Source organism: Amycolatopsis sp. TNS106 (genome assembly GCF_019330265.1).
GTDB classification, from domain to species: Bacteria; Actinomycetota; Actinomycetes; order Mycobacteriales; family Pseudonocardiaceae; genus Amycolatopsis; species Amycolatopsis lurida.
Genome location: NZ_CP024972.1, coordinates 6490680 through 6507857, shown reverse-complemented (window position 1 = coordinate 6507857; position 17178 = coordinate 6490680). Strand labels below are relative to the sequence as shown.

17 protein-coding genes are annotated in these 17178 nt (G+C 68.4%); 5 read left to right on the top strand and 12 right to left on the bottom strand.

All coding sequences use genetic code 11. From position 1 onward, the window contains the following. Nucleotides 1-60 precede the first annotated feature (60 nt). The 10 genes from CVV72_RS29765 to CVV72_RS29720 form a co-directional block, all read right to left on the bottom strand. Entirely contained in the window at nt 61-1308 is a 1248-nt protein-coding gene (locus CVV72_RS29765) for a DUF6297 family protein (RefSeq protein ID WP_219147011.1), read from the bottom strand. Further along, nucleotides 1302-1907, bottom strand: coding sequence for an ABC transporter ATP-binding protein (locus CVV72_RS29760; RefSeq protein ID WP_219147009.1), 606 nt, complete (start codon nt 1905-1907; stop codon nt 1302-1304). Before CVV72_RS29760 ends, CVV72_RS29765 begins: the two co-directional genes overlap by 7 nt. Further along, nucleotides 1904-2776 carry an LLM class F420-dependent oxidoreductase gene (locus tag CVV72_RS29755; protein ID WP_219147007.1) on the bottom strand — a complete coding sequence of 291 codons (873 nt, stop codon included), beginning with the start codon at nt 2774-2776 and terminating at the stop codon, nt 1904-1906. Before CVV72_RS29755 ends, CVV72_RS29760 begins: the two co-directional genes overlap by 4 nt. An 85-nt stretch (nt 2777-2861) precedes the next feature. Further along, complete coding sequence (locus CVV72_RS29750) at nt 2862-4685, bottom strand: phosphoenolpyruvate carboxykinase (GTP) (RefSeq protein WP_219147005.1); 1824 nt, start codon at nt 4683-4685, stop codon at nt 2862-2864. Between the two features lie 407 nt (nt 4686-5092). Then, the gene (locus CVV72_RS29745; RefSeq protein WP_219147003.1) at nt 5093-5812 is read right to left on the bottom strand and encodes a DUF6802 family protein; all 720 of its coding nucleotides are present in this window, start codon (nt 5810-5812) and stop codon (nt 5093-5095) included. Nucleotides 5813-5976: 164 nt separating this feature from the next. Then, the gene (locus tag CVV72_RS29740) at nt 5977-7818 is read right to left on the bottom strand and encodes a dynamin family protein (protein ID WP_219147001.1); all 1842 of its coding nucleotides are present in this window, start codon (nt 7816-7818) and stop codon (nt 5977-5979) included. Beyond that, a complete protein-coding gene (gene grpE / locus CVV72_RS29735; RefSeq protein ID WP_219146999.1) occupies nt 7815-8315 on the bottom strand; it encodes a nucleotide exchange factor GrpE in 501 nt (166 codons plus the stop codon). Before grpE ends, CVV72_RS29740 begins: the two co-directional genes overlap by 4 nt. Before the next feature lie 39 nt (nt 8316-8354). Continuing rightward, a complete protein-coding gene (locus CVV72_RS29730; RefSeq protein WP_219146997.1) occupies nt 8355-9011 on the bottom strand; it encodes a TetR/AcrR family transcriptional regulator in 657 nt (218 codons plus the stop codon). Further along, the gene (locus CVV72_RS29725) at nt 9008-9487 is read right to left on the bottom strand and encodes a hypothetical protein (protein WP_219146996.1); all 480 of its coding nucleotides are present in this window, start codon (nt 9485-9487) and stop codon (nt 9008-9010) included. The genes CVV72_RS29730 and CVV72_RS29725 overlap by 4 nt, the downstream gene beginning before the upstream one ends. Nucleotides 9488-9611: 124 nt before the next feature. Further along, the gene (locus tag CVV72_RS29720; RefSeq protein WP_219154206.1) at nt 9612-11135 is read right to left on the bottom strand and encodes a dynamin family protein; all 1524 of its coding nucleotides are present in this window, start codon (nt 11133-11135) and stop codon (nt 9612-9614) included. Between the two features lie 209 nt (nt 11136-11344). Here CVV72_RS29720 and CVV72_RS29715 point away from each other — a divergent pair, with 209 nt between their 5' ends. The 3 genes from CVV72_RS29715 to CVV72_RS29705 all read left to right on the top strand — a co-directional run bounded on the left by CVV72_RS29715 (nt 11345) and on the right by CVV72_RS29705 (nt 13675). Next, nucleotides 11345-12523: a sensor histidine kinase gene (locus CVV72_RS29715; protein WP_219154205.1), complete on the top strand. Its 1179-nt coding sequence runs from the start codon at nt 11345-11347 to the stop codon at nt 12521-12523. After that, a complete protein-coding gene (locus CVV72_RS29710; protein WP_034314242.1) occupies nt 12520-13176 on the top strand; it encodes a response regulator transcription factor in 657 nt (218 codons plus the stop codon). The genes CVV72_RS29715 and CVV72_RS29710 overlap by 4 nt, the downstream gene beginning before the upstream one ends. Before the next feature lie 82 nt (nt 13177-13258). Then, nucleotides 13259-13675, top strand: coding sequence for a VOC family protein (locus CVV72_RS29705; RefSeq protein WP_219146993.1), 417 nt, complete (start codon nt 13259-13261; stop codon nt 13673-13675). Nucleotides 13676-13730: 55 nt separating this feature from the next. On the opposite strand, the gene CVV72_RS29700 is transcribed toward CVV72_RS29705, so the two are convergent. Both CVV72_RS29700 and CVV72_RS29695 read right to left on the bottom strand, forming a co-directional pair. Then, the gene (locus CVV72_RS29700) at nt 13731-14642 is read right to left on the bottom strand and encodes an SDR family NAD(P)-dependent oxidoreductase (RefSeq protein ID WP_219146991.1); all 912 of its coding nucleotides are present in this window, start codon (nt 14640-14642) and stop codon (nt 13731-13733) included. Next, the gene (locus CVV72_RS29695; RefSeq protein WP_219146989.1) at nt 14643-15221 is read right to left on the bottom strand and encodes a TetR/AcrR family transcriptional regulator; all 579 of its coding nucleotides are present in this window, start codon (nt 15219-15221) and stop codon (nt 14643-14645) included. It lies immediately after the preceding gene. A gap of 190 nt (nt 15222-15411) precedes the next feature. On the opposite strand from CVV72_RS29695, the gene CVV72_RS29690 reads away from it, so the two are divergent. Further along, nucleotides 15412-16350 (top strand): ABC transporter ATP-binding protein, encoded by a 939-nt coding sequence (locus CVV72_RS29690; protein WP_219146988.1) that lies wholly within the window; start codon nt 15412-15414, stop codon nt 16348-16350. 30 nt (nt 16351-16380) lie between these two features. After that, nucleotides 16381-17112 carry an ABC transporter permease gene (locus CVV72_RS29685; RefSeq protein ID WP_219146986.1) on the top strand — a complete coding sequence of 244 codons (732 nt, stop codon included), beginning with the start codon at nt 16381-16383 and terminating at the stop codon, nt 17110-17112. Nucleotides 17113-17178: the final 66 nt, after the last annotated feature.

Genomic DNA, 17178 nt, shown 5'->3' with positions numbered 1-17178 from the left:
GCATCGAGGGTAACCCGCGTTCGGAGTATTCGAATGATCCGAACGCGGGAACGGGTGACCTCAGGCGAGCACGCTGAGCAAGACGGCACCGACGACGAGCACGTCGAGTCCCCGGAGGGCCTGGAATCCGGCGGCCCCACCGCTGACGTCGTAGTTCATCGGCGGCCGGGTCGCCGTCCGCGAAGCGGCGACGACGGCGAGCGGGACCGCGAGCCACACCGGCCATCCCGGGACCACCCCGAGTGTCAGCGTCACCAGGCCGAGCAGAATCCCCCAGACTAGGCCGAGCAGCGCGATCACCAGGCCGTTGACCAGCCGTAACTCCCAGTCGGACGCGCCGAGCCACCGCCTGCGGCCGGGGTTGCGCCACAGTTCGCCGAGCCCGCCGACGAACGGCACGAGCGCCGCGTACGCGCCGATCGCGAACAGCGGCGTGGGCGGGATGGCCGGAAAGGCCAGGTGCGCGACGCCGACCAGGCACGCGATCACCACGCCGGCCGCCGCGTAGCGCATCCGGCCCAGCACCCCGGCCCACGCGAGCCGCAACGTCGTCGGACGCCGCAGCGACAGCCACGGCACCGGCTTCGATTCCGGGATCAGCAGCATGGGGTCCATGAAGACCGCGGCCATCGCCCGCAGGAGCCGCGCGTTCCAGCCGTCGACGAGTTCCTGGCGCCCGGCCCCGGACATCGGCTCGCCGCCGAAGGCCACCGCGACCGCCACCACGAACAGGGCGCCGGCCAGCACCTCGACGGCGATCGGGCCCCATCCCGCGGCGGCGAACGCCAGACCGGCCATGGCGAGCACGACCGGCGCGAGCGTTTCCCCGCGGATCGCCGTCCGCCGCGCGGTGACCGCGGCCAGGATCGCCCCGGACGCGGTCAGCGCCGACATCGCGATCCAGACGTCCTTCGAGCCGCCCCCGATCGCGGTGACCAGCGCCCCGGTGTAGCCGACCACCAGGACCAGCCCGGCCCAGAGCGTCCACATCCGTTTGACGACGACACGGCGCCTGTCGACGCGGGCGAAGTCCATCCAGGTCAGCGCCGCCGGTTCGGCCCAGACGAAACCGCGGCGCAGCAGGCCGCGCCAGAAAATCGCGCACAGCACGATCAGCAGCCCGAACACCGCCGGAAAGTCTACAAAGGACTGTCCGAAAAGGAAATCCCGGAGTTTCGGCAGGTTCTGGAAGGCGGTGAACAGCGCGCCGAAACCGAACAGTGCCAGGAAGGTCTGGTAGTCGCCGTTGAACAGACCGCCGAATCGCTGTCGTCCTGGGACGTGTGTGGGGGCTTTCGTGGTCACCACAGCACGAGGGTGGAATCGGCCGCTTCGAGCAGCGGGGGATGGTGTGTGGCCACGACGACGGCCGCCCCGGCGTCGGTCGAACGCTTGATCAGCGACGTCAGCCATTCCTTACCCGCGGCGTCGAGCGCCCGTTCGGGCTCGTCGAGCAGCAGGACTTCGTGCGGGCGCGCGGTCGCGCCGAGGAGCAGCAGACGACGGCGTTGCCCGGCCGAGAACTTGCCAGCGGTGACCTTCGCGCGTTCCGAAAGCCCCGCGTCGGCCAGAAGCGCGTCGAAATCGCCGAGATCGGCACCGAACGAGCCCTCCAGCAGTTCGAGATGCTGCAACGGGGTCAGCTCGGCGAAGAAGTCGGAATCGTCGAACAGCACGGAAACCTTGCGACGGAAGGAAACCTCGCGTTCGTCGGGCTTACCGCCCGCGACGACGACGCGGCCCCGCTGCGGAGTCTGCGTTCCGTAGAGGCACCGCAGCAAGGTCGACTTCCCGACCCCGTTGGGGCCGACGATGACGGCGCATTCGCCCGCCTCGACTTCGAAGTCGAGGCCGTCGAACAGCCAGTGCTCCCCGGCCTGGACGCCGAGCCCGCGTACGTCGATCATTTGTCGCGCAACAACTCGATCACCGGGGCGAGCGCGTCCATGTTGTGCTCCAGCACGGTGAAGTAGGTGAAACCGAACCGCTCGCGGTGCCCCAGGATCTGTTCGGCGATCTGCTCGTCGGTGCCGACGAGGGCCGTCGGAAGTTCGGCGAGCTGGTCGACGGTGAGCTTGCCGTCGAGTAGTTCCCGCAGGCTTTCCAAACCCGTTCGCCGGTCTTCGACCACGGCGACGAAATGCGCGAGGATATTGAATTCGGCTTCACGGCCGTTCAGTTTCCCGCGGACGAAGTTCACCCGCTCCTCGATTCCGGCGGCGTCGTCGACAGCGAGCGCGCCACCGTCGGGAACGGCCGCCGTACCGGTGAATCCGATGATGTCGGCGTGCTCGGCGGCGAGTGTGAGCAGCCTGTCCCCGCGTCCGGCGATCATCAGCGGCGGGCCCGGCTTCTGCACCGTCGGCGGTTTGTGACTTTCGTCGGCATAGAGCCTTTTGAGCACCTTGATGGTGTTCTCGAGATGATCGACGCGCTTTCCGGCGCGCGGGAACTCCATACCCGCCGCTTCGAATTCGGCCTTCACGTAACCGGCCCCCAGGCCGAGTTCCAGCCTGCCCTCGGTGAACTGGTCCGTGCCGGTGACGTCGCGGGCCAGCAGCACGGGGTTGTAGAAGGCGGTGTTGATGACGAAGGTGTTGAGCCGGGGGCGGCTCGTCACCTCGGCGGCGAGCACGAGGGCCGGGAACGGCGGTGCCATGCCGAGATGGTCGGCCGCGCCGATCACGTCGAAGCCGAGATCCTCGGCCTTGCGGCACTTCTCGACCCACGCCGCACGGGTCTCCGGGACGACCATGTTGACGCCGAACTTGACCATGCGGCCACGGTACCGAGCGCGCAAGAAGAAGGCCTCATCCTCGGGAATGACTCCGAGGATGAGGCCTTCTCCGCCGTTCAGGCGATCAGCCGAGGCGCTGCTTGAGCGCGTCCAGCTCGTCACGCAGCGAAGCCGGGACCTTGTCGCCGATCTTCTCGAACCACTCCTCGATCAGCGGCAGCTCCTGGCGCCACTCTTCGGCGGAGACGTCGAGCGCGGCCTGGATGTCGGCCAGCGGCTCCTTGAGGCCCTCGGTGTCGAGGTCCTCGGCGTTCGGCACGAAACCGACCGGGGTCTCGTTCGCGTTGCCCTTGCCCTCGACGCGGTCGATGACCCACTTCAGGATCCGCGAGTTCTCGCCGAAGCCCGGCCACAGGAAACGGCCGTCGTCGCCACGGCGGAACCAGTTGACGTAGAAGATCTTCGGCAGCTTGTCCGCGTCGGCGTTCTTGCCGAGGTCCAGCCAGTGCTTGAAGTAGTCACCGGCGTGGTAGCCGAGGAACGGCAGCATGGCCATCGGGTCGCGGCGCACGTTGCCGACCGCGCCGGCGGCGGCCGCGGTGGTCTCCGACGACATGGTGGCGCCCATGAACACGCCGTGCTGCCAGTCGCGGGCCTCGTTCACCAGCGGGACCGTGGTCTTGCGGCGGCCACCGAACAGGATCGCCGAGATCGGCACGCCCTGCGGGTCGTCCCACTCGGGCGCGAGGATCGGGCACTGCGACATCGGCGTGCAGTAGCGCGAGTTCGGGTGCGCGGCCTTCTCTTCCGACTCGGGCGTCCAGTCCTGCTTCTTCCAGGAGGTGGCGTGCGCGGGCTTCTCGCCCATGCCCTCCCACCAGACGTCGCCGTCGTCGGTGAGCGCGACGTTCGTGTAGACCGTGTTGCCCTTTTCGATGGTGCGCATCGCGTTGGGGTTGGTGTGCCAGTCGGTGCCCGGGGCGACGCCGAAGAAACCGAACTCGGGGTTCACCGCGTACAGGCGGCCGTCCTCGCCGAACCGCATCCACGCGATGTCGTCACCGAGCGTCTCGGCGCGCCAGCCGGGGATGGTCGGCTGCAGCATGGCGAGGTTGGTCTTGCCGCAGGCGCTCGGGAACGCCGCCGCGACGTAGTGGACCTTGTCCTCGGGCGAGATCAGCTTGAGGATCAGCATGTGCTCGGCCAGCCAGCCCTCGTCGCGGGCGATGACCGAGCCGATGCGCAGCGAGTAGCACTTCTTGCCCAGCAGCGAGTTGCCGCCGTAGCCGGAGCCGTAGCTCCAGATCTCGCGGGTCTCGGGGAAGTGCGAGATGTACTTGGTGGTGTTGCACGGCCAGGAAACGTCCTCCTGGCCCGGCTCCAGCGGCGCGCCGACGGAGTGCAAGGCGGGGACGAACTCGCGCTCGGTGCCGTCCTCGGTGACGAACTTGTCCAGCGCGGCCTTGCCGGCGCGGGTCATCACGCGCATGGAGGCGACGACGTAGGCGAAGTCGGTGATCTCGATGCCGAGCTTGGGGTCCTCGGCTCCGAGGGGGCCCATGCAGAAGGGGATCACGTACATCGTGCGACCGCGCATGCATCCGCGGTACAGCTCGGTCATCGTGGCCTTCATCTCGGCCGGGTCCATCCAGTTGTTGGTGGGACCGGCGTCCTCTTCGTTCTCCGAACAGATGAAGGTGCGCTCTTCGACCCGGGCGACGTCATTCGGGTCGGAAGCCGCCCAGTACGAGTTGGGCTTCGCGTCGAGCTGCACGAACGTGCCGGCGGAGACCAGCTCGGCGTTGATGCGCGCGGCCTCTTCGTCGGACCCGTCGACCCACACCACGCGGTCCGGAGTGGTCAGTTCGGCGACCTCCCGGACCCAGGACAGCACGCCACTGTGCGTCGTAGGCGCATTTTCCAGTCCAGGGATGGCGACTGCGGTCATCTCTACTCCTGACTTCCGACGGCAGAAGCCCACACCGGGAACGACGCTGTTCCGATGCGGGCTTCGATGCCGGCGACCGAATGGCTTCGCACACCGGCGGGAAAGCCGGTGTGCAGGTTTTGGGATTCCCCGAGAGTAGCCGGATGACCGGCAGGTAACCGAGAGCTGACCTGTCGGTTCTCTCACAAGAACGATAAGGGAATCGATTCAGTATCACCGGAATGGGCCATACGCAGAAATTCTTCCGGTGATCGATGGCACAGGCGCGAGGCGCGCGAAGGACGAATCGGACACGAGAAAGCCCGGTACGAGGTGTCGTACCGGGCTGTTCTGTGACCAGGATTACAGGAATAGCGGCTTCGAATTGGCCTGGACCATTCTTGTATTGGTCCAGGCCATTTCGGGAATCAGTTGGGGCTGATCCACTGACCGGTGGCGGAATCGATCTTCGCCACCCCTTCGAGTGTTTCGGTGCCCGCGCCACCCCACGCCGCGTCGCCCGCCGGGTCCCCTTCGGTCGCCGGGACGCTCGCGAAGGCCGCGCCGATGTCGTTGTTGACCACACCGCTGCCGACTTCGGTCCACTGGCCGGGCCCGGTGTGCTCGTAGGTCTTGGAGTTGCCGGAAGCGTCGGTCTCCACCGCGATGTCGGCGCTGCCGTCGCCGTCCTTGTCGGTGAAGGCGATCGTGCGGCCGTCCTCCGTCTGAATGACGGCGGTATCGGGGGTTCCGTCACCGTCCGTGTCAATGGTGGGCGGGCCGACCTCGACGTCGCCATTGGGCATGTCGGCGTGCATGGTGCCGCTGGTGCCCGCGTCGGAACCGTCGTCGTTTCCGCCGCCACCCGCTTCGACCCAGGCGCCGGATGCCTCGTCGTAGACGGCCTCCTGGACGACCTTGCCGTTCTCGTCGAGCACCGCGTACTGGTCGGCCTCGCCGTCGCCGTCGGTGTCGACGAACGCCTGGCCGGTGCCGTCCTCGTGCTGGATGACCGCGGCGTCGTTGACGCCGTCCTTGTCGAGGTCGTAGTTGAGCTCGGCCTGGTACTCCTCGCCGTCAACGTGGACGGTGACCGCTTCGGTGGAGCCCGACTCGGTGTCCGTGCCGCCGCTCTCGTCGACCCACATGGGATAACCCCCTCGTTGACCTGCTGGTGTGTCGAAGCTTATGACTCACCGTAGGCCGGTTCGGTTCCGGTCCACAACAGGACCACCCACCCGAGCCGTCGGGAGCGGGAGCACCGCGAAAGGTGGTCGATCGCCACGCCGGCTGCCGCGTCGCCGAGGAAAGGTCACGCTTGATTGTCGCGCAGTGACCGAATGCGACCGAGCAGTGCCTCAGCGCGGTCCCTGCCGTCCGACACGTCCTTCAGGCGCTTCGCGACGACCGAGATCTTCTTCGCCCGTTCCTGCGCGCCCATCTTGATCGTCTTGTCGACTTCCTTCAGCTCCGCCTCGATCGCGTCGATGCGGCGGCCGAGGGCTTCGTCGAGCGCCATCGACAGCTGCTGTTCGGCCTCGATCAGCTGCTCCGCGACGAGCTGGTCCAGCGTGGACCGCGCGTCGGCGATCGCCTCGACCAGCCACTGCTTCATATGCTGCTTGTCCGACGCGTGTTTGCGGGTCCGCGCCATCCACCAGCCGGCGCCGAGGCCGATGATGATCGTGGCGGGCAGGATCACCGGGTTCAGGATCGCGACCCCGGCCAGCGGCAGCGCGGCGACCTTGCCGGCGCCGAGGCCACCGGAAACCCCCATGAAGATGAGCAGTTTGTCCTCGGCCGTCGGCGGTTTCTTGTCCGGCGGGCGCAGCACGACCGGCGGGCCGCCCGCCCTGGCGAACTGGCCGCGGATGATTTCGAGCTCTTCGGGCGAGAACAGCTCCGAAAGCGCGACGTTGGTGACCTGGTTGAGCCGCTGCGAGAGCAGCATCGAGATCCGCTGCGACGTCGTCTGCAACGCGATGTCGACCTGCTGGGGCAGCGCGGCGAGGGCGTCCCGTTTCGCGCCGTCGATCAGCTGCCGGAAATGCGTCGACGCGTCGCGCATCTGCCTGCTGGTCTCGTGCCCGACCTCGACGCGCGTCCGCTGGATCTCCGCGCGCAGCTTCAGCTGCCAGCCCCGCGTCGAAGACCGGCGTTCGGTGGTGAGGTCGTCACGACGCTGGCGCAGCTGTTCGGCTTCGGCCTCACCGGCGGACAGCGCGCGGCTTTCCGCCTGAAGTTTCGCCTTGAGCTCGCCGAGCGCGCTCGACAGCGCGCGCAGGGTGTTGGCCTCGCCCAGCATCGCCGAGCGGCCGACCAGCATCTCCTGCAACGCGCCCTGCAACGCGGCGATCCCGGCCTTCTCGCGCAGCATCGTGGCCATCTGCTCGTTCGGGGCCTTGGCCGCCGTCTCGAACATGCGCGCGGAAACCGGGTGGAACACCGCGTCGGCGAACCGGGGGGCGTGCTCGGCGAGCAGCCGCCGGTCGGCTTCGAGGACCTCGCGCCAGCCGCGGAACTGGTCGGTCTTGGTCAGCGCGAACAACACGGTCTCGACGCGTTCGCCCATGTCGTGCAGGAAGTGCAGCTCCTGCGCGGTGAACGGCGACGACGCGTCCACGACGAACAGCAGCGCGGTGGCGCCGGCGGCGGCCTCCTTCGCCAGTTCCCCGTGCATCGAGTCGAGCCCGCCGACCCCAGGCGTGTCCACAATGGACACTCGTTCGAGCAGTGGGACCGGACCCGAGACCTCGACGTAACGCGGCGGGATCTGTCCTTCGGGCAGTTCGTGCGCGGCCGAAACCCAGTGGATCAGTTCGTTGAGGTTGATCGGCACCGGCGCCAGCTGGCCCGGGTAGCAGGCCTGCGCGGACCATTGTTCGCCGTGCTCGAAGACGAGATAGGTCGCCGTGGCGACGTCGGCGTCCACAGGGGACAGTCCCGGCATGGACAGGAGCGCGTTCACCAGCGAGCTCTTGCCGCGGTTGGTCTCACCGACCACCACCACCGACGGCTTCTTCGGCCGCGCCTTCCGGATGTCCTCGACCCATTTCGCGGCCTGAGGATCGGCTTCGCGGACGACGGTGAGCAGTTGTTCGCGCGTGCTCTTCACGACCGCCGGGAGGTTGGCCGCCGCGCTCGGAGCCGTCACTGGGCCTTCTTCGCGTAGACGATGACGATCGGCGCGCGCAGGACCCGCTCGTGATCGGCGAAACCGACCACCTCGGTCTCCGCGACGAGCCCTTCGAGCGCCGGATCCTCGGTCGCGACCGCGCCACCCGCCTCGTGCACGGCGGGGTCGAACCGCTCGCCGTCCGGGCGCAGGGCACGGACGCCGATCCCGGCGAGACCGTGTTCGAGCCGCTCGACGACGCCGCCGCTGCGCGCGCGATCGAGGGCGTACAGGCACAGCTGGATCAGCGTCTGCCTGTCGGCGAGAGCCTGTTCGAGGTCGGCCGGACCCGTGGTCGTGGACTCCACATCGGTGTTCGACGCGGCTTCGACGGCCTCGGTTCCCTCGGACGGCGAAGTCTCGCCATCCGCTTCGGCGATGATCGCCGCGGAGATCTGGCCGGTCGGCACATCGTCCGGATTCACGCTTTCGATCTGCACAGTTTCGACCGCCTTCTTGCGCAGCCAGGCACCCACCCGAATCGACCCCCGTAACTGGTGTCCCGGGCTTATCGATCAGCCCGGGGAGATTTCACCAGTGTCGGCCACGAGCCCGCCGGCCGGGGGCGAAATCGGCAGAACGGGACGGAGGAATCTGGCGATCAGCTCCTTCATCACCGCGAGTTCCGCCGCCGGATCGAGGTCCGGCTCCAGAATCACGCGGGAAAGTGGCGCGTCGACCAAGGCGACGAGCCAGCTGGCCACCGTCTTCGGCTCGAAACCGGGATCGATCCGGCCCGCGTCCACCGCCCGCTTCACCAGGCCGACGAGACCGTCGCGCAGCGCGCGGTCGTTGCCCTGGATGAGCCTGGCCAGCTCGGCGTCACGGGAACACTGCGCGGCGACCTCGAGGACCAGCTTGGCGATGACCGGATGCAGAAGCTGTTCCGAGACGTGGGTGATGACCTGGAGGACGGCTTCCGCCGGATCCTCGATCTCTTCGGCGGCTGCGAGCAGGGCAGCGGTCTCGTCGGCGTCCTGCTCGAAGATGCCGACGAACACCGCGCGCTTGTTGGGGAAGTAGTGGAACAGGCTGCCGGTGCTGATCCCCGCGGCACGGCAGATCTCCGCCGTCGTCGTCTTCTCGAAGCCCTTCATCGCGAAACAGCCCGCGGCGGCGTCGAGGATGGCGCGGCGTTTCGCCTCGTGTTTGGCCGGGTCGACCGTCCTCATTTCACCGCCGGTGGCTCGTCCTGCCACGGGTAGCCGTGGTCGAGGAAGGCCTTGGCGACGGCTTTGCGGTCGACGTCGGCCTTCTGCCGGACCAGTTCCCGCCCGTCGGAGGCGAGCAGGACGAGCTCCTTGCCGTCGAGGAAGACGGCCTCCAGCTGTGCTTCGTACGCGCGACTGCGGCCCTTGGTGGTCAGCGTGATGCGGGTCGGCGTCACCTTGACGATCAGCCGCTCGTGCGCCCAGACCGCTGCGAAGAACAGGCCGAGGGCCAGGCCGACGCCGATCCCGGTGACCGTGCCCCATGGCCGCGGCATATCCGAGACGAGCTGGAAGGGGCCCTTGAACGGGACCCAGCTCAGGGACGCCACCCAGCCCGAAATCGACTGGAGGAACCAGCCCAGCGCGGCGCCCGCCAGCGGGCAGCCGAGCCAAGAGGCCGTGCGCAGCCACTGGGGCTCGTCGACGATCGTTTCCATGCGCTCATTATTAGACCGAGCGCTCGGTTTATCAATCCCACGCAATTAGTCACCTACTTGCCTGGACGTTTTCCGGCGCACGGAGGCGCTCCAGGGGCAAGTAGGTGACTAATTGCGTGGGGGGTCAGTCGCGGATCTGCTGCCAGATGAGGAAGTACGCCCGGTGCACGACGTGCGCGACGCGGCTCTGCGCGGGCGTCGCGCCGAAAGATGCGAAGGAGCGCCACCAACCGGCGCGCTCCAGGGCGTGGGCCGCGAGCTCGGTGCGCGGAGCGCCCGGCTTGCCCAGCTGGGCGCCGATGTCCGCGTTGCTGCCGACCCGCAGGACCTCCTCGGACAGGTCCTCGGGCATGTCGACGGCGCCGGACGCGACCAGCGTGAGCGCTTCGAGCAGCCGCAGCTGGTGTGCCTCGGGCTTGGCGAGCAGGACCTCGATCGCGTCGTGGACGCGCTGCCGTTCGGCCGGGTCGCCGGACGCGTGGGCCAGCGCCGTGACCGAGGCCAGCGCGGCCGCCGCCTTGATGCCGTCGGCGCGGGCGGCGAAGACGATGCTCAGCCGCTGGCGGACGGCTTCGAGCCCGGAGGCGTCGAGCAGCTTCCGCCGCAGCGAGCCCGCGGTGATCTCCGGTTCCTTGCGGATCGCCTCGACGGCGTACCGCACGCCGAACAGGTCCAGCTTCTCCAGCAGCCGCAGCCGGGTGCCCGCGGCGACGTCGCATTCCCAGCTGGTGAAGATGTCCGCCGAGATCAGCATGGTCTCGAGGATGTCGTCGTCCATCTCGGCCAGCTGACGCAGCGCTTCGGCGTCGGGCGAGGTGAACCCGCCGGACTCGGCCGACTCCGCGATCAGCCCGATCACCGGCAGCACGTCGGCGACGCGGGGCTTCAGCGTCGCGGCCTGCTTCTCCGACAGCAGCGTCGCGGCCTTCCACACGTCGCCGCCCGAGCCTTCGACCGACTCCGGCGCGATGGTGTCCGCCTTGTTGAGCACCGCGATCGCGTTGACCGGGCCCGCCTCGCGGCTCGCCGTCGCGGCGGTGAACGCGGCGAGCGCCTGCTGGTCGTCGGCGCGTACGCCCTGGGTGACCACGTAGAGGACGGCTTCGGCGCCCGCGACGGCGTTGCGCGAGGTGTCGTCCAGCTCGTCGGAGCCTTCTTCCTCCTCGTCACCGTCTTCGGGCTTGCGGTGCTTCGCCGCGCCCAGCAGCTCCTCGGTCCGCGACACCGAAGCCGCGTCGAGCGAGCCGAGGCCCGGGGTGTCGATCACGGTCATACCCTGCAGGACCGCGTTGGTGAGGTACGCCTCGATATGCGAGACCTTGTCGATGTCGATGCCCAATTCGGCCGGGATCATCCCGTCGGCGGAGAAGGGCAGCACCTGTTTGCGGCCGTCGTTGAAGACGATCTCGACACGGTCGACCGTGCCGTACTGGAACCTGGTGACCAGCCGGGTGCACTCGCCGACGTCGGTCGGCGCGACCCGGCGCCCGATCAGGGCGTTGACCAGGGTGGACTTCCCCGATTTGATCCGGCCCGCGACGGCGACCTGCAACGGGCCGCCCAGACGCCGCAGCACCTCGGCGAAACCGGCCGCGGTCCGCGCGGACACCTGGGGCTGGAGGCGGTGGCAGAGGTTCGCCACCGACATCGACAGCGGGCCGGCCAGACGCCCCTGCTCCGGCGCTGAGGTCACGGTGCCCACCCCTCCCAGTCGTCGAGCACACCGAGGGGAATCGTGCCATGCCGCTCATCCTCGGGTCGCACCGAAGGTGGTACCGGCGACCGACGCGCGAGCGGCACCGGCCGACATAGTGTTACCAGGTGCGACGGTTGAGCCTCTGGATGCGTGCCCACCCCATGGCGGGGGACAGTCTCATCGCCGTCGTCCTGCTGCTGACCGACCTGCTGGTCTACGTGGCGGCGACCGAAACGCCGGAAGTCCCGATGCCGCCTTGGTACGTGACGGTGCCGCTGGACATCGCGATGGTCGCCCCGCTGGTCTTCCGGCGGAAGGCGACGCTGTGGTCGGCGTACCTGGTGCTGCTGATCGGCATCCCGCACGGCGCGCTGGAACTGGGCGCCGCCAGCGCGTTCGCCGTGATGATCAGCATCTACTCGGTACTGGTCTACGTCGGCCGCAAACAGGGGCTGCTGTATCTGGTGGCGACGCTGGTCACTTCGGGGATCCAGCTTTGGGTCGATCCGCCGGAGGACGTGTGGGTGCTGGCGATCATCGGCGTCTTCTCCAGCGCACTGTGCTGGACGCTCGGCGAGTTCGCCGGCGCGAGGCGCGCCTATCACGAGGAGGTGGAAGCCAGGTTGCATCTACTTGAAACGGAACGGGACCAGGCGACCAGGATCGCCGTCGGCGAAGAACGCGGACGTATCGCCCGTGAGCTGCACGACGTCGTCGCGCACGCGGTGAGCGTGATGGTCGTGCAGGCCGACGGCGCGTCCTACGCGGTCGACGGGAATCCCGAGATGGCGAAACGGGCCTTGCAGACGATTTCGGAGACCGGCCGCGGCGCGCTCGCCGAGCTGCGGCGGCTGCTGGACGTGCTCCGCAGCGACGGCGACGACGAGCCGCGCGTGCCGCAGCCGGACGCCAGCGCGCTGACCGACCTGGCGGACCGGATCCGCCAGGCGGGGGTGCCGGTGACGCTGGCGATCGGTTCGGACGCGCTCGCCGGGCTGCCCGCCGGGGTGTCCCTCGGCGTGTACCGGATCGTGCAGGAGTCGCTGACGAACACGCTGAAACACGCAGGCCAGGGTGCGCAGGCCGAGGTGGTGGTGCGGCGGGAGGCGGACGTGATCGACGTCAAGGTCACCGACGACGGCGCCGGCCGCGCGAAACAACTGGTGCCCGCGGCGGCTAAGCACGCCGCGCCGCCTCGAAGACTCACCGTCCCCGGTGGGAACGGATTGATCGGAATGAGGGAACGGGCGAACGTCTTCGGCGGCACGCTGGAGGTCGGGCCCGCCCCCGGTGGAGGGTGGCAGGTGCACGCGAGGCTCCCGGTTAGGTTGGCGACGTGATACGGGTGGTGGTCGTCGACGACCAGGAATTGATGCGCGTCGGGTTCCGGATGGTCCTGGGCGCACAGGCCGACATCGACGTCGTCGGCGAGGCGGGCGACGGCGCGCAGGCCATCCGCCTGGCGGAGGAACTGCGGCCCGACGTCGTGCTGATGGACGTCCGGATGCCGGTGCTGGACGGGGTCGAGGCGACGAAACGGATCGTCGAGGCCGGGACGGCGCGGGTGCTCGTGATGACGACGTTCGACCTGGACGAGTACGTCTATTCGGCGTTGCAGGGCGGGGCGAGCGGCTTCCTGCTGAAGGACACGCAGCCGGATCACCTGGTGTCGGCGCTGCGGGCGGTCGCTTCGGGCGACGCCGTGGTCTCGCCGTCGGTGACCCGGCGGCTGCTCGACCGGTTCGTCGGCGGCGGCGGGAAACCCCTGCGGGACGCGGCCGAGCTCGACGTCCTCACCGAACGGGAGCGGGAGGTGCTCGTGCTGATCGCGAAAGGCCTCTCGAACCTGGAGATCGCCGAGACGCTGTTCCTGTCCGAGGCGACGGTGAAGACGCACGTCGGGCGCATCCTGTCGAAGCTGGATCTGCGTGACCGGGTGCAGGCCGTGGTGCTCGCGTACGAGACCGGGCTGGCGCGTCCCGGGGTCACCTGAGAAGCGCCTCGGAAAAGTGGTCATTCGGTGAGCACTTTGCGGTGGATCCTTGTCCTCAGAGCCACTACTTGAGGAGAAGGAAATGCTGCGAGGTCTCACCACCACCACGTTCTACGCCGACGACATGACCGCCGCGATCGAGTGGTACTCCGATCTCTTCGGGATCGAGCCGTACTTCGTCCGCAACGGTCCCGACGGAACGCCGGCGTACGCCGAGTTCCGGATCGGCGACTACCAGCACGAGTTCGGCCTGGTCCGCGGCGACTTCCGGCCGTCGATGGCCCAGCCCGGCCCCGGTGGCGCCATCGCGAACTGGGCCGTCGACAACGTCGAGGACGCCTTCACGAAGCTGCTCGAGAAGGGCGCGAAGGAGTACGAGCCGATCATCGAGCGCGGGCCGGGCTTCGTGACCGCGGCCGTCGTCGACCCGTTCGGCAACGTCCTCGGCGTCATGTTCAACCAGCACTACCTGGACGTGCTGGCCGGGAAGAACTCGTGAGTGGCTAGGACGGTTCTAACCGTCCTAGCCACTCACGAGGCTCCAGGCCGGCGCCTCAGCGGTACAGGGCGTGCTCCGCCGTCTCCGGATCCTTGCCCGCGTCCCGGACTTCGGCCATCCACTTGCCGAAGTCGGGGCGTGAGCCGTCGACGTCGGCCAGGCCGTACTCGTTCATCAACGTCCACGACGCGAGCGTCTTGCCCGCGAACCGCGAGACCTCCGGGTCGGTCGCCAACTTCGCGACACCCCGCCCGAGCAGCGCCGGGGTCTCCGAGATGGCGAAGTCGACCGGAGCGGACTTGCCCACCGCGTCCCGCCAGGTCTCCTCGGTGACCCCGAAGTGGTCGAGCATCGCCTCCGACCGCAGGAAACCCGGCGTGACGGTCATGCCGACGCAGTCGTACTTCTTCAGTTCGGCGCCGAGCGCCCTGCCGATCGCGCGGATGCCGCATTTCGCGAGGAAGTACGGGATCCCCGCGCCGACGTACTCGTCGTGGTCGCCGTCGGTGACCTCGATGACGAGGCCGCCCTCCCGCTTCACCACCAGCGGGAGAAGCCGGTGCAACGCGATCAGATGCGTGTCGATCGCGTTGTGCACCAGGGTGAGCGCGTCGTCGAGGCTGGAGTCCCAGTACGCCCCCTCGAAGTCCGCGTACTGGTCGCCGCCCCAGACGTCGTCGACCAGTACGTCGATCCGGCCGTCCACTTCAGACTCGATTCGCCGCTTCAGCGCGTCCACATCGGACACCACGGTGAAGTCGGTCCGGACGGGGATGCCCCACCCGCCCGCCGCGTCGACGAGCTCCGCCGTGTCTTCGATCGTCTCCGAACGCTTCATCGGCGACTGGTGTTCACGCGTCGTACGGCCGGTGACGAACACCGTCCAGCCGAGCCTGCCCAGCTCCACCGCGATCGCCCGGCCGCATCCCCGCGTCGCCCCCGCGACCACGGCCACTTTCCGGTCCATTCAGGACACTCCTTTCCACGCGGTCAGCACCGCGTCCACGTCTTGCCCCATCCGTTCGGCGATCCGGCCCTTCGGCCGGATCGACCAGTCCAGCGCGGCCCCGTTCGCCACCCCCAGCAACACCCGCGCCGCGCGGACGACACCCGGCGCACCCGGGAGGTCACGCGCCGCGACGCGTGTCAGCCGTCGCAATTCCGCTTCCACGGCGGTGAAATGTTCACCGAGCAGGGCACGCAGCTCCGGGTCACCGATGTCCACGCCCAGCTGCCCGAGATGGTTCGCCGCCGTCTCCGCGTCGCCCAAGCCCTCGTAGACCACGACGACCGCCGCGCGCAGCGCCTCCACCGGATCGTCCAGCTCGCCACATTCCCGCATCCGCCCCACGACGGATCGCGTGTTCGCCCGGCTCAACGCCAGCAGAAGGCCGTTCTTCGAACCGAACCGCTGGGCGACGGTGCCGACCGCGACACCGGCCTCCGCCGCCACCTGGGCCAGCGTGAAACCCGGTCCGACCATGCCGATCACGGTTCCCGCCGCTTCCAGCAGTCGCTCGTCGGTGATGGTGCGGGGTCTCGCCATGTCATTATTGAACCACGGTTCATTAACCAGGGCGAATCAGGGTCACTCTCAGGGGTATCACCGATCGCGTACGCCGCCGGAAGACGGCAAGCTACGTCTCAGGTCGGGTATCAGGTTGGCACCTCAGGATGACGCGCTCGGCCACCCACATGGACGACGATTGTTCTCGCAGTCGCCGAGGGGAGCAGACATGATCGAGGCAGCAGGCCTCACCAAGCGGTACGGCAAGACACTGGCGGTGAACGATCTGTCCTTCTCCGTCGCGTCAGGGGAGGTCACCGGCTTCCTCGGCCCGAACGGGGCAGGCAAGTCGACGACCATGCGGATGATCCTCGGCCTGGACAATCCGACCGCGGGCCAGGTGCGCATCGGGGGCAAGCTCTACCGCGAGCTGAAAGATCCACTGCGGACGGTCGGCGCACTGCTGGACGCCAAATGGGTGCACCCCAACCGGTCGGCGCGGGCGCATCTGCAGTGGATGGCGCGGTCCAACAGGATCCCGGCGAGCCGGGTCGACGAGGTACTCGACATCGTCGGGCTCACCAGCGTCGCCGGGAAGCGCGCCGGCGGATTCTCCCTCGGCATGTCGCAGCGGCTGGGGATCGCGGCGGCCCTGCTGGGCGACCCGGAGGTCCTCCTCTTCGACGAGCCCGTCAACGGTCTCGACCCCGAGGGCATCCTCTGGATCCGCAAGTTCATGCACCGGCTGGCCGACGAAGGCCGCACGGTGTTCGTTTCCTCGCACCTCCTCTCGGAGATGGCGCTGACCGCGAGCCACCTGGTCGTGATCGGCAAGGGGCGCCTGATCTCGCAGTCCTCCACCGAGGACTTCGTGGCACGGGCCGCCGAGAACACGGTCAAGGTGCGGTCGCCGCAGCTGCCCGCGCTGCGCGCCGCGCTGACGCAGGCGAGCGCCCAGGTCGCCGACGCCGACCGAGCGATCGTGGTGTCCGGTTTGGACAGTGACAAGATCGGCGAGATCGCCGCGGCCAACCAGATCGTGCTGCACGAGCTCAGCCCGCAGACCGGCTCCCTGGAGCAGGCCTTCATGCAGATCACCGGCGACTCGGTCGAGTACCACACAGGTCTCGAAGCCGAAGCAGCCGAAGTGGTCATCGCCGCCCAGTAGCCGATCACTCTTGTTGAGGAAAGAAAAGCCATGACTCTGCTCGCCGTGGAACGCATCAAGCTGTTCACCACCCGCTCACCCTGGTGGTGCGCGCTGGCCGCACTGGCGGTCGTGATCGGTTTCGCCGCCATCATCTCCGGTGCCGCACCCGAAGGGGAACTCACCGACGTCAGCCTGACCCAGTTCGGTTACGGCTTCGGCATGGCCGTGATCATGGTGCTCGCCGCGCTTTCGGTGACCACCGAATACCGCTTCAGCACCATCCGGACCACCTTCCAGGCCGTACCGAACCGCACCGCGGCGCTGCTGGCCAAGACCGGCGTGGTCGCGGCCCTGTCGCTCGTGGTCGGCGAGGTCGCCGCGTTCGGCGCCTGGGGTCTCGCCTCGGTCATGCGGCCGGAAGACCTCGCGCTGAACACCGCCGCGGAGTGGACCAGTGTCGCCGGGGTGGGCGTGGTGTTCGCACTCGCCTCGGTGATCGCGATCGCCGTCGGCATCCTGATCCGGCACAGCGCCGGGGCCATTTCGCTCGTGCTGATCTACGCCCTCGCGGTGGAGAACCTGATCCAGCTCATCCCGAAGATCGGCAAGGACATCTACGACTGGATGCCGTTCCACGTCGCGGACCGCTTCCTCACCGGTTCGGGTCCCGCGGCGGCGGAAGCGCCGCTGAGCCAGGCCGGATCGCTGGCCTACTTCGCCGGCTTCGCGCTGGTGCTGCTGGTCATCTCGCTGGTCGTCGCGAACAAGCGCGACGCGTAAGAACTTCCACAGGGGAGAAAGCCGGATGCCTCGCTCGGGGGGAGTGAGGCATCCGGACGGGGAGAA

Excerpts from the sequence above, each read along its gene's own strand:
- CVV72_RS29730 (WP_219146997.1), bottom strand. The coding sequence starts at position 9,011 with ATGAGGACGGTCGACCCGGCCAAACACGAGGCGAAACGCCGCGCCATC.
- CVV72_RS29760 (WP_219147009.1), bottom strand. The coding sequence starts at position 1,907 with ATGATCGACGTACGCGGGCTCGGCGTCCAGGCCGGGGAGCACTGGCTG.
- CVV72_RS29705 (WP_219146993.1), top strand. The coding sequence starts at position 13,259 with ATGCTGCGAGGTCTCACCACCACCACGTTCTACGCCGACGACATGACC.
- CVV72_RS29695 (WP_219146989.1), bottom strand. The coding sequence starts at position 15,221 with ATGGCGAGACCCCGCACCATCACCGACGAGCGACTGCTGGAAGCGGCG.
- CVV72_RS29745 (WP_219147003.1), bottom strand. The coding sequence starts at position 5,812 with ATGTGGGTCGACGAGAGCGGCGGCACGGACACCGAGTCGGGCTCCACC.
- CVV72_RS29755 (WP_219147007.1), bottom strand. The coding sequence starts at position 2,776 with ATGGTCAAGTTCGGCGTCAACATGGTCGTCCCGGAGACCCGTGCGGCG.
- CVV72_RS29690 (WP_219146988.1), top strand. The coding sequence starts at position 15,412 with ATGATCGAGGCAGCAGGCCTCACCAAGCGGTACGGCAAGACACTGGCG.
- CVV72_RS29720 (WP_219154206.1), bottom strand. The coding sequence starts at position 11,135 with ATGTCGGTGGCGAACCTCTGCCACCGCCTCCAGCCCCAGGTGTCCGCG.
- CVV72_RS29725 (WP_219146996.1), bottom strand. The coding sequence starts at position 9,487 with ATGGAAACGATCGTCGACGAGCCCCAGTGGCTGCGCACGGCCTCTTGG.
- CVV72_RS29700 (WP_219146991.1), bottom strand. The coding sequence starts at position 14,642 with ATGGACCGGAAAGTGGCCGTGGTCGCGGGGGCGACGCGGGGATGCGGC.
- CVV72_RS29715 (WP_219154205.1), top strand. The coding sequence starts at position 11,345 with ATGGCGGGGGACAGTCTCATCGCCGTCGTCCTGCTGCTGACCGACCTG.
- CVV72_RS29685 (WP_219146986.1), top strand. The coding sequence starts at position 16,381 with ATGACTCTGCTCGCCGTGGAACGCATCAAGCTGTTCACCACCCGCTCA.
- CVV72_RS29750 (WP_219147005.1), bottom strand. The coding sequence starts at position 4,685 with ATGACCGCAGTCGCCATCCCTGGACTGGAAAATGCGCCTACGACGCAC.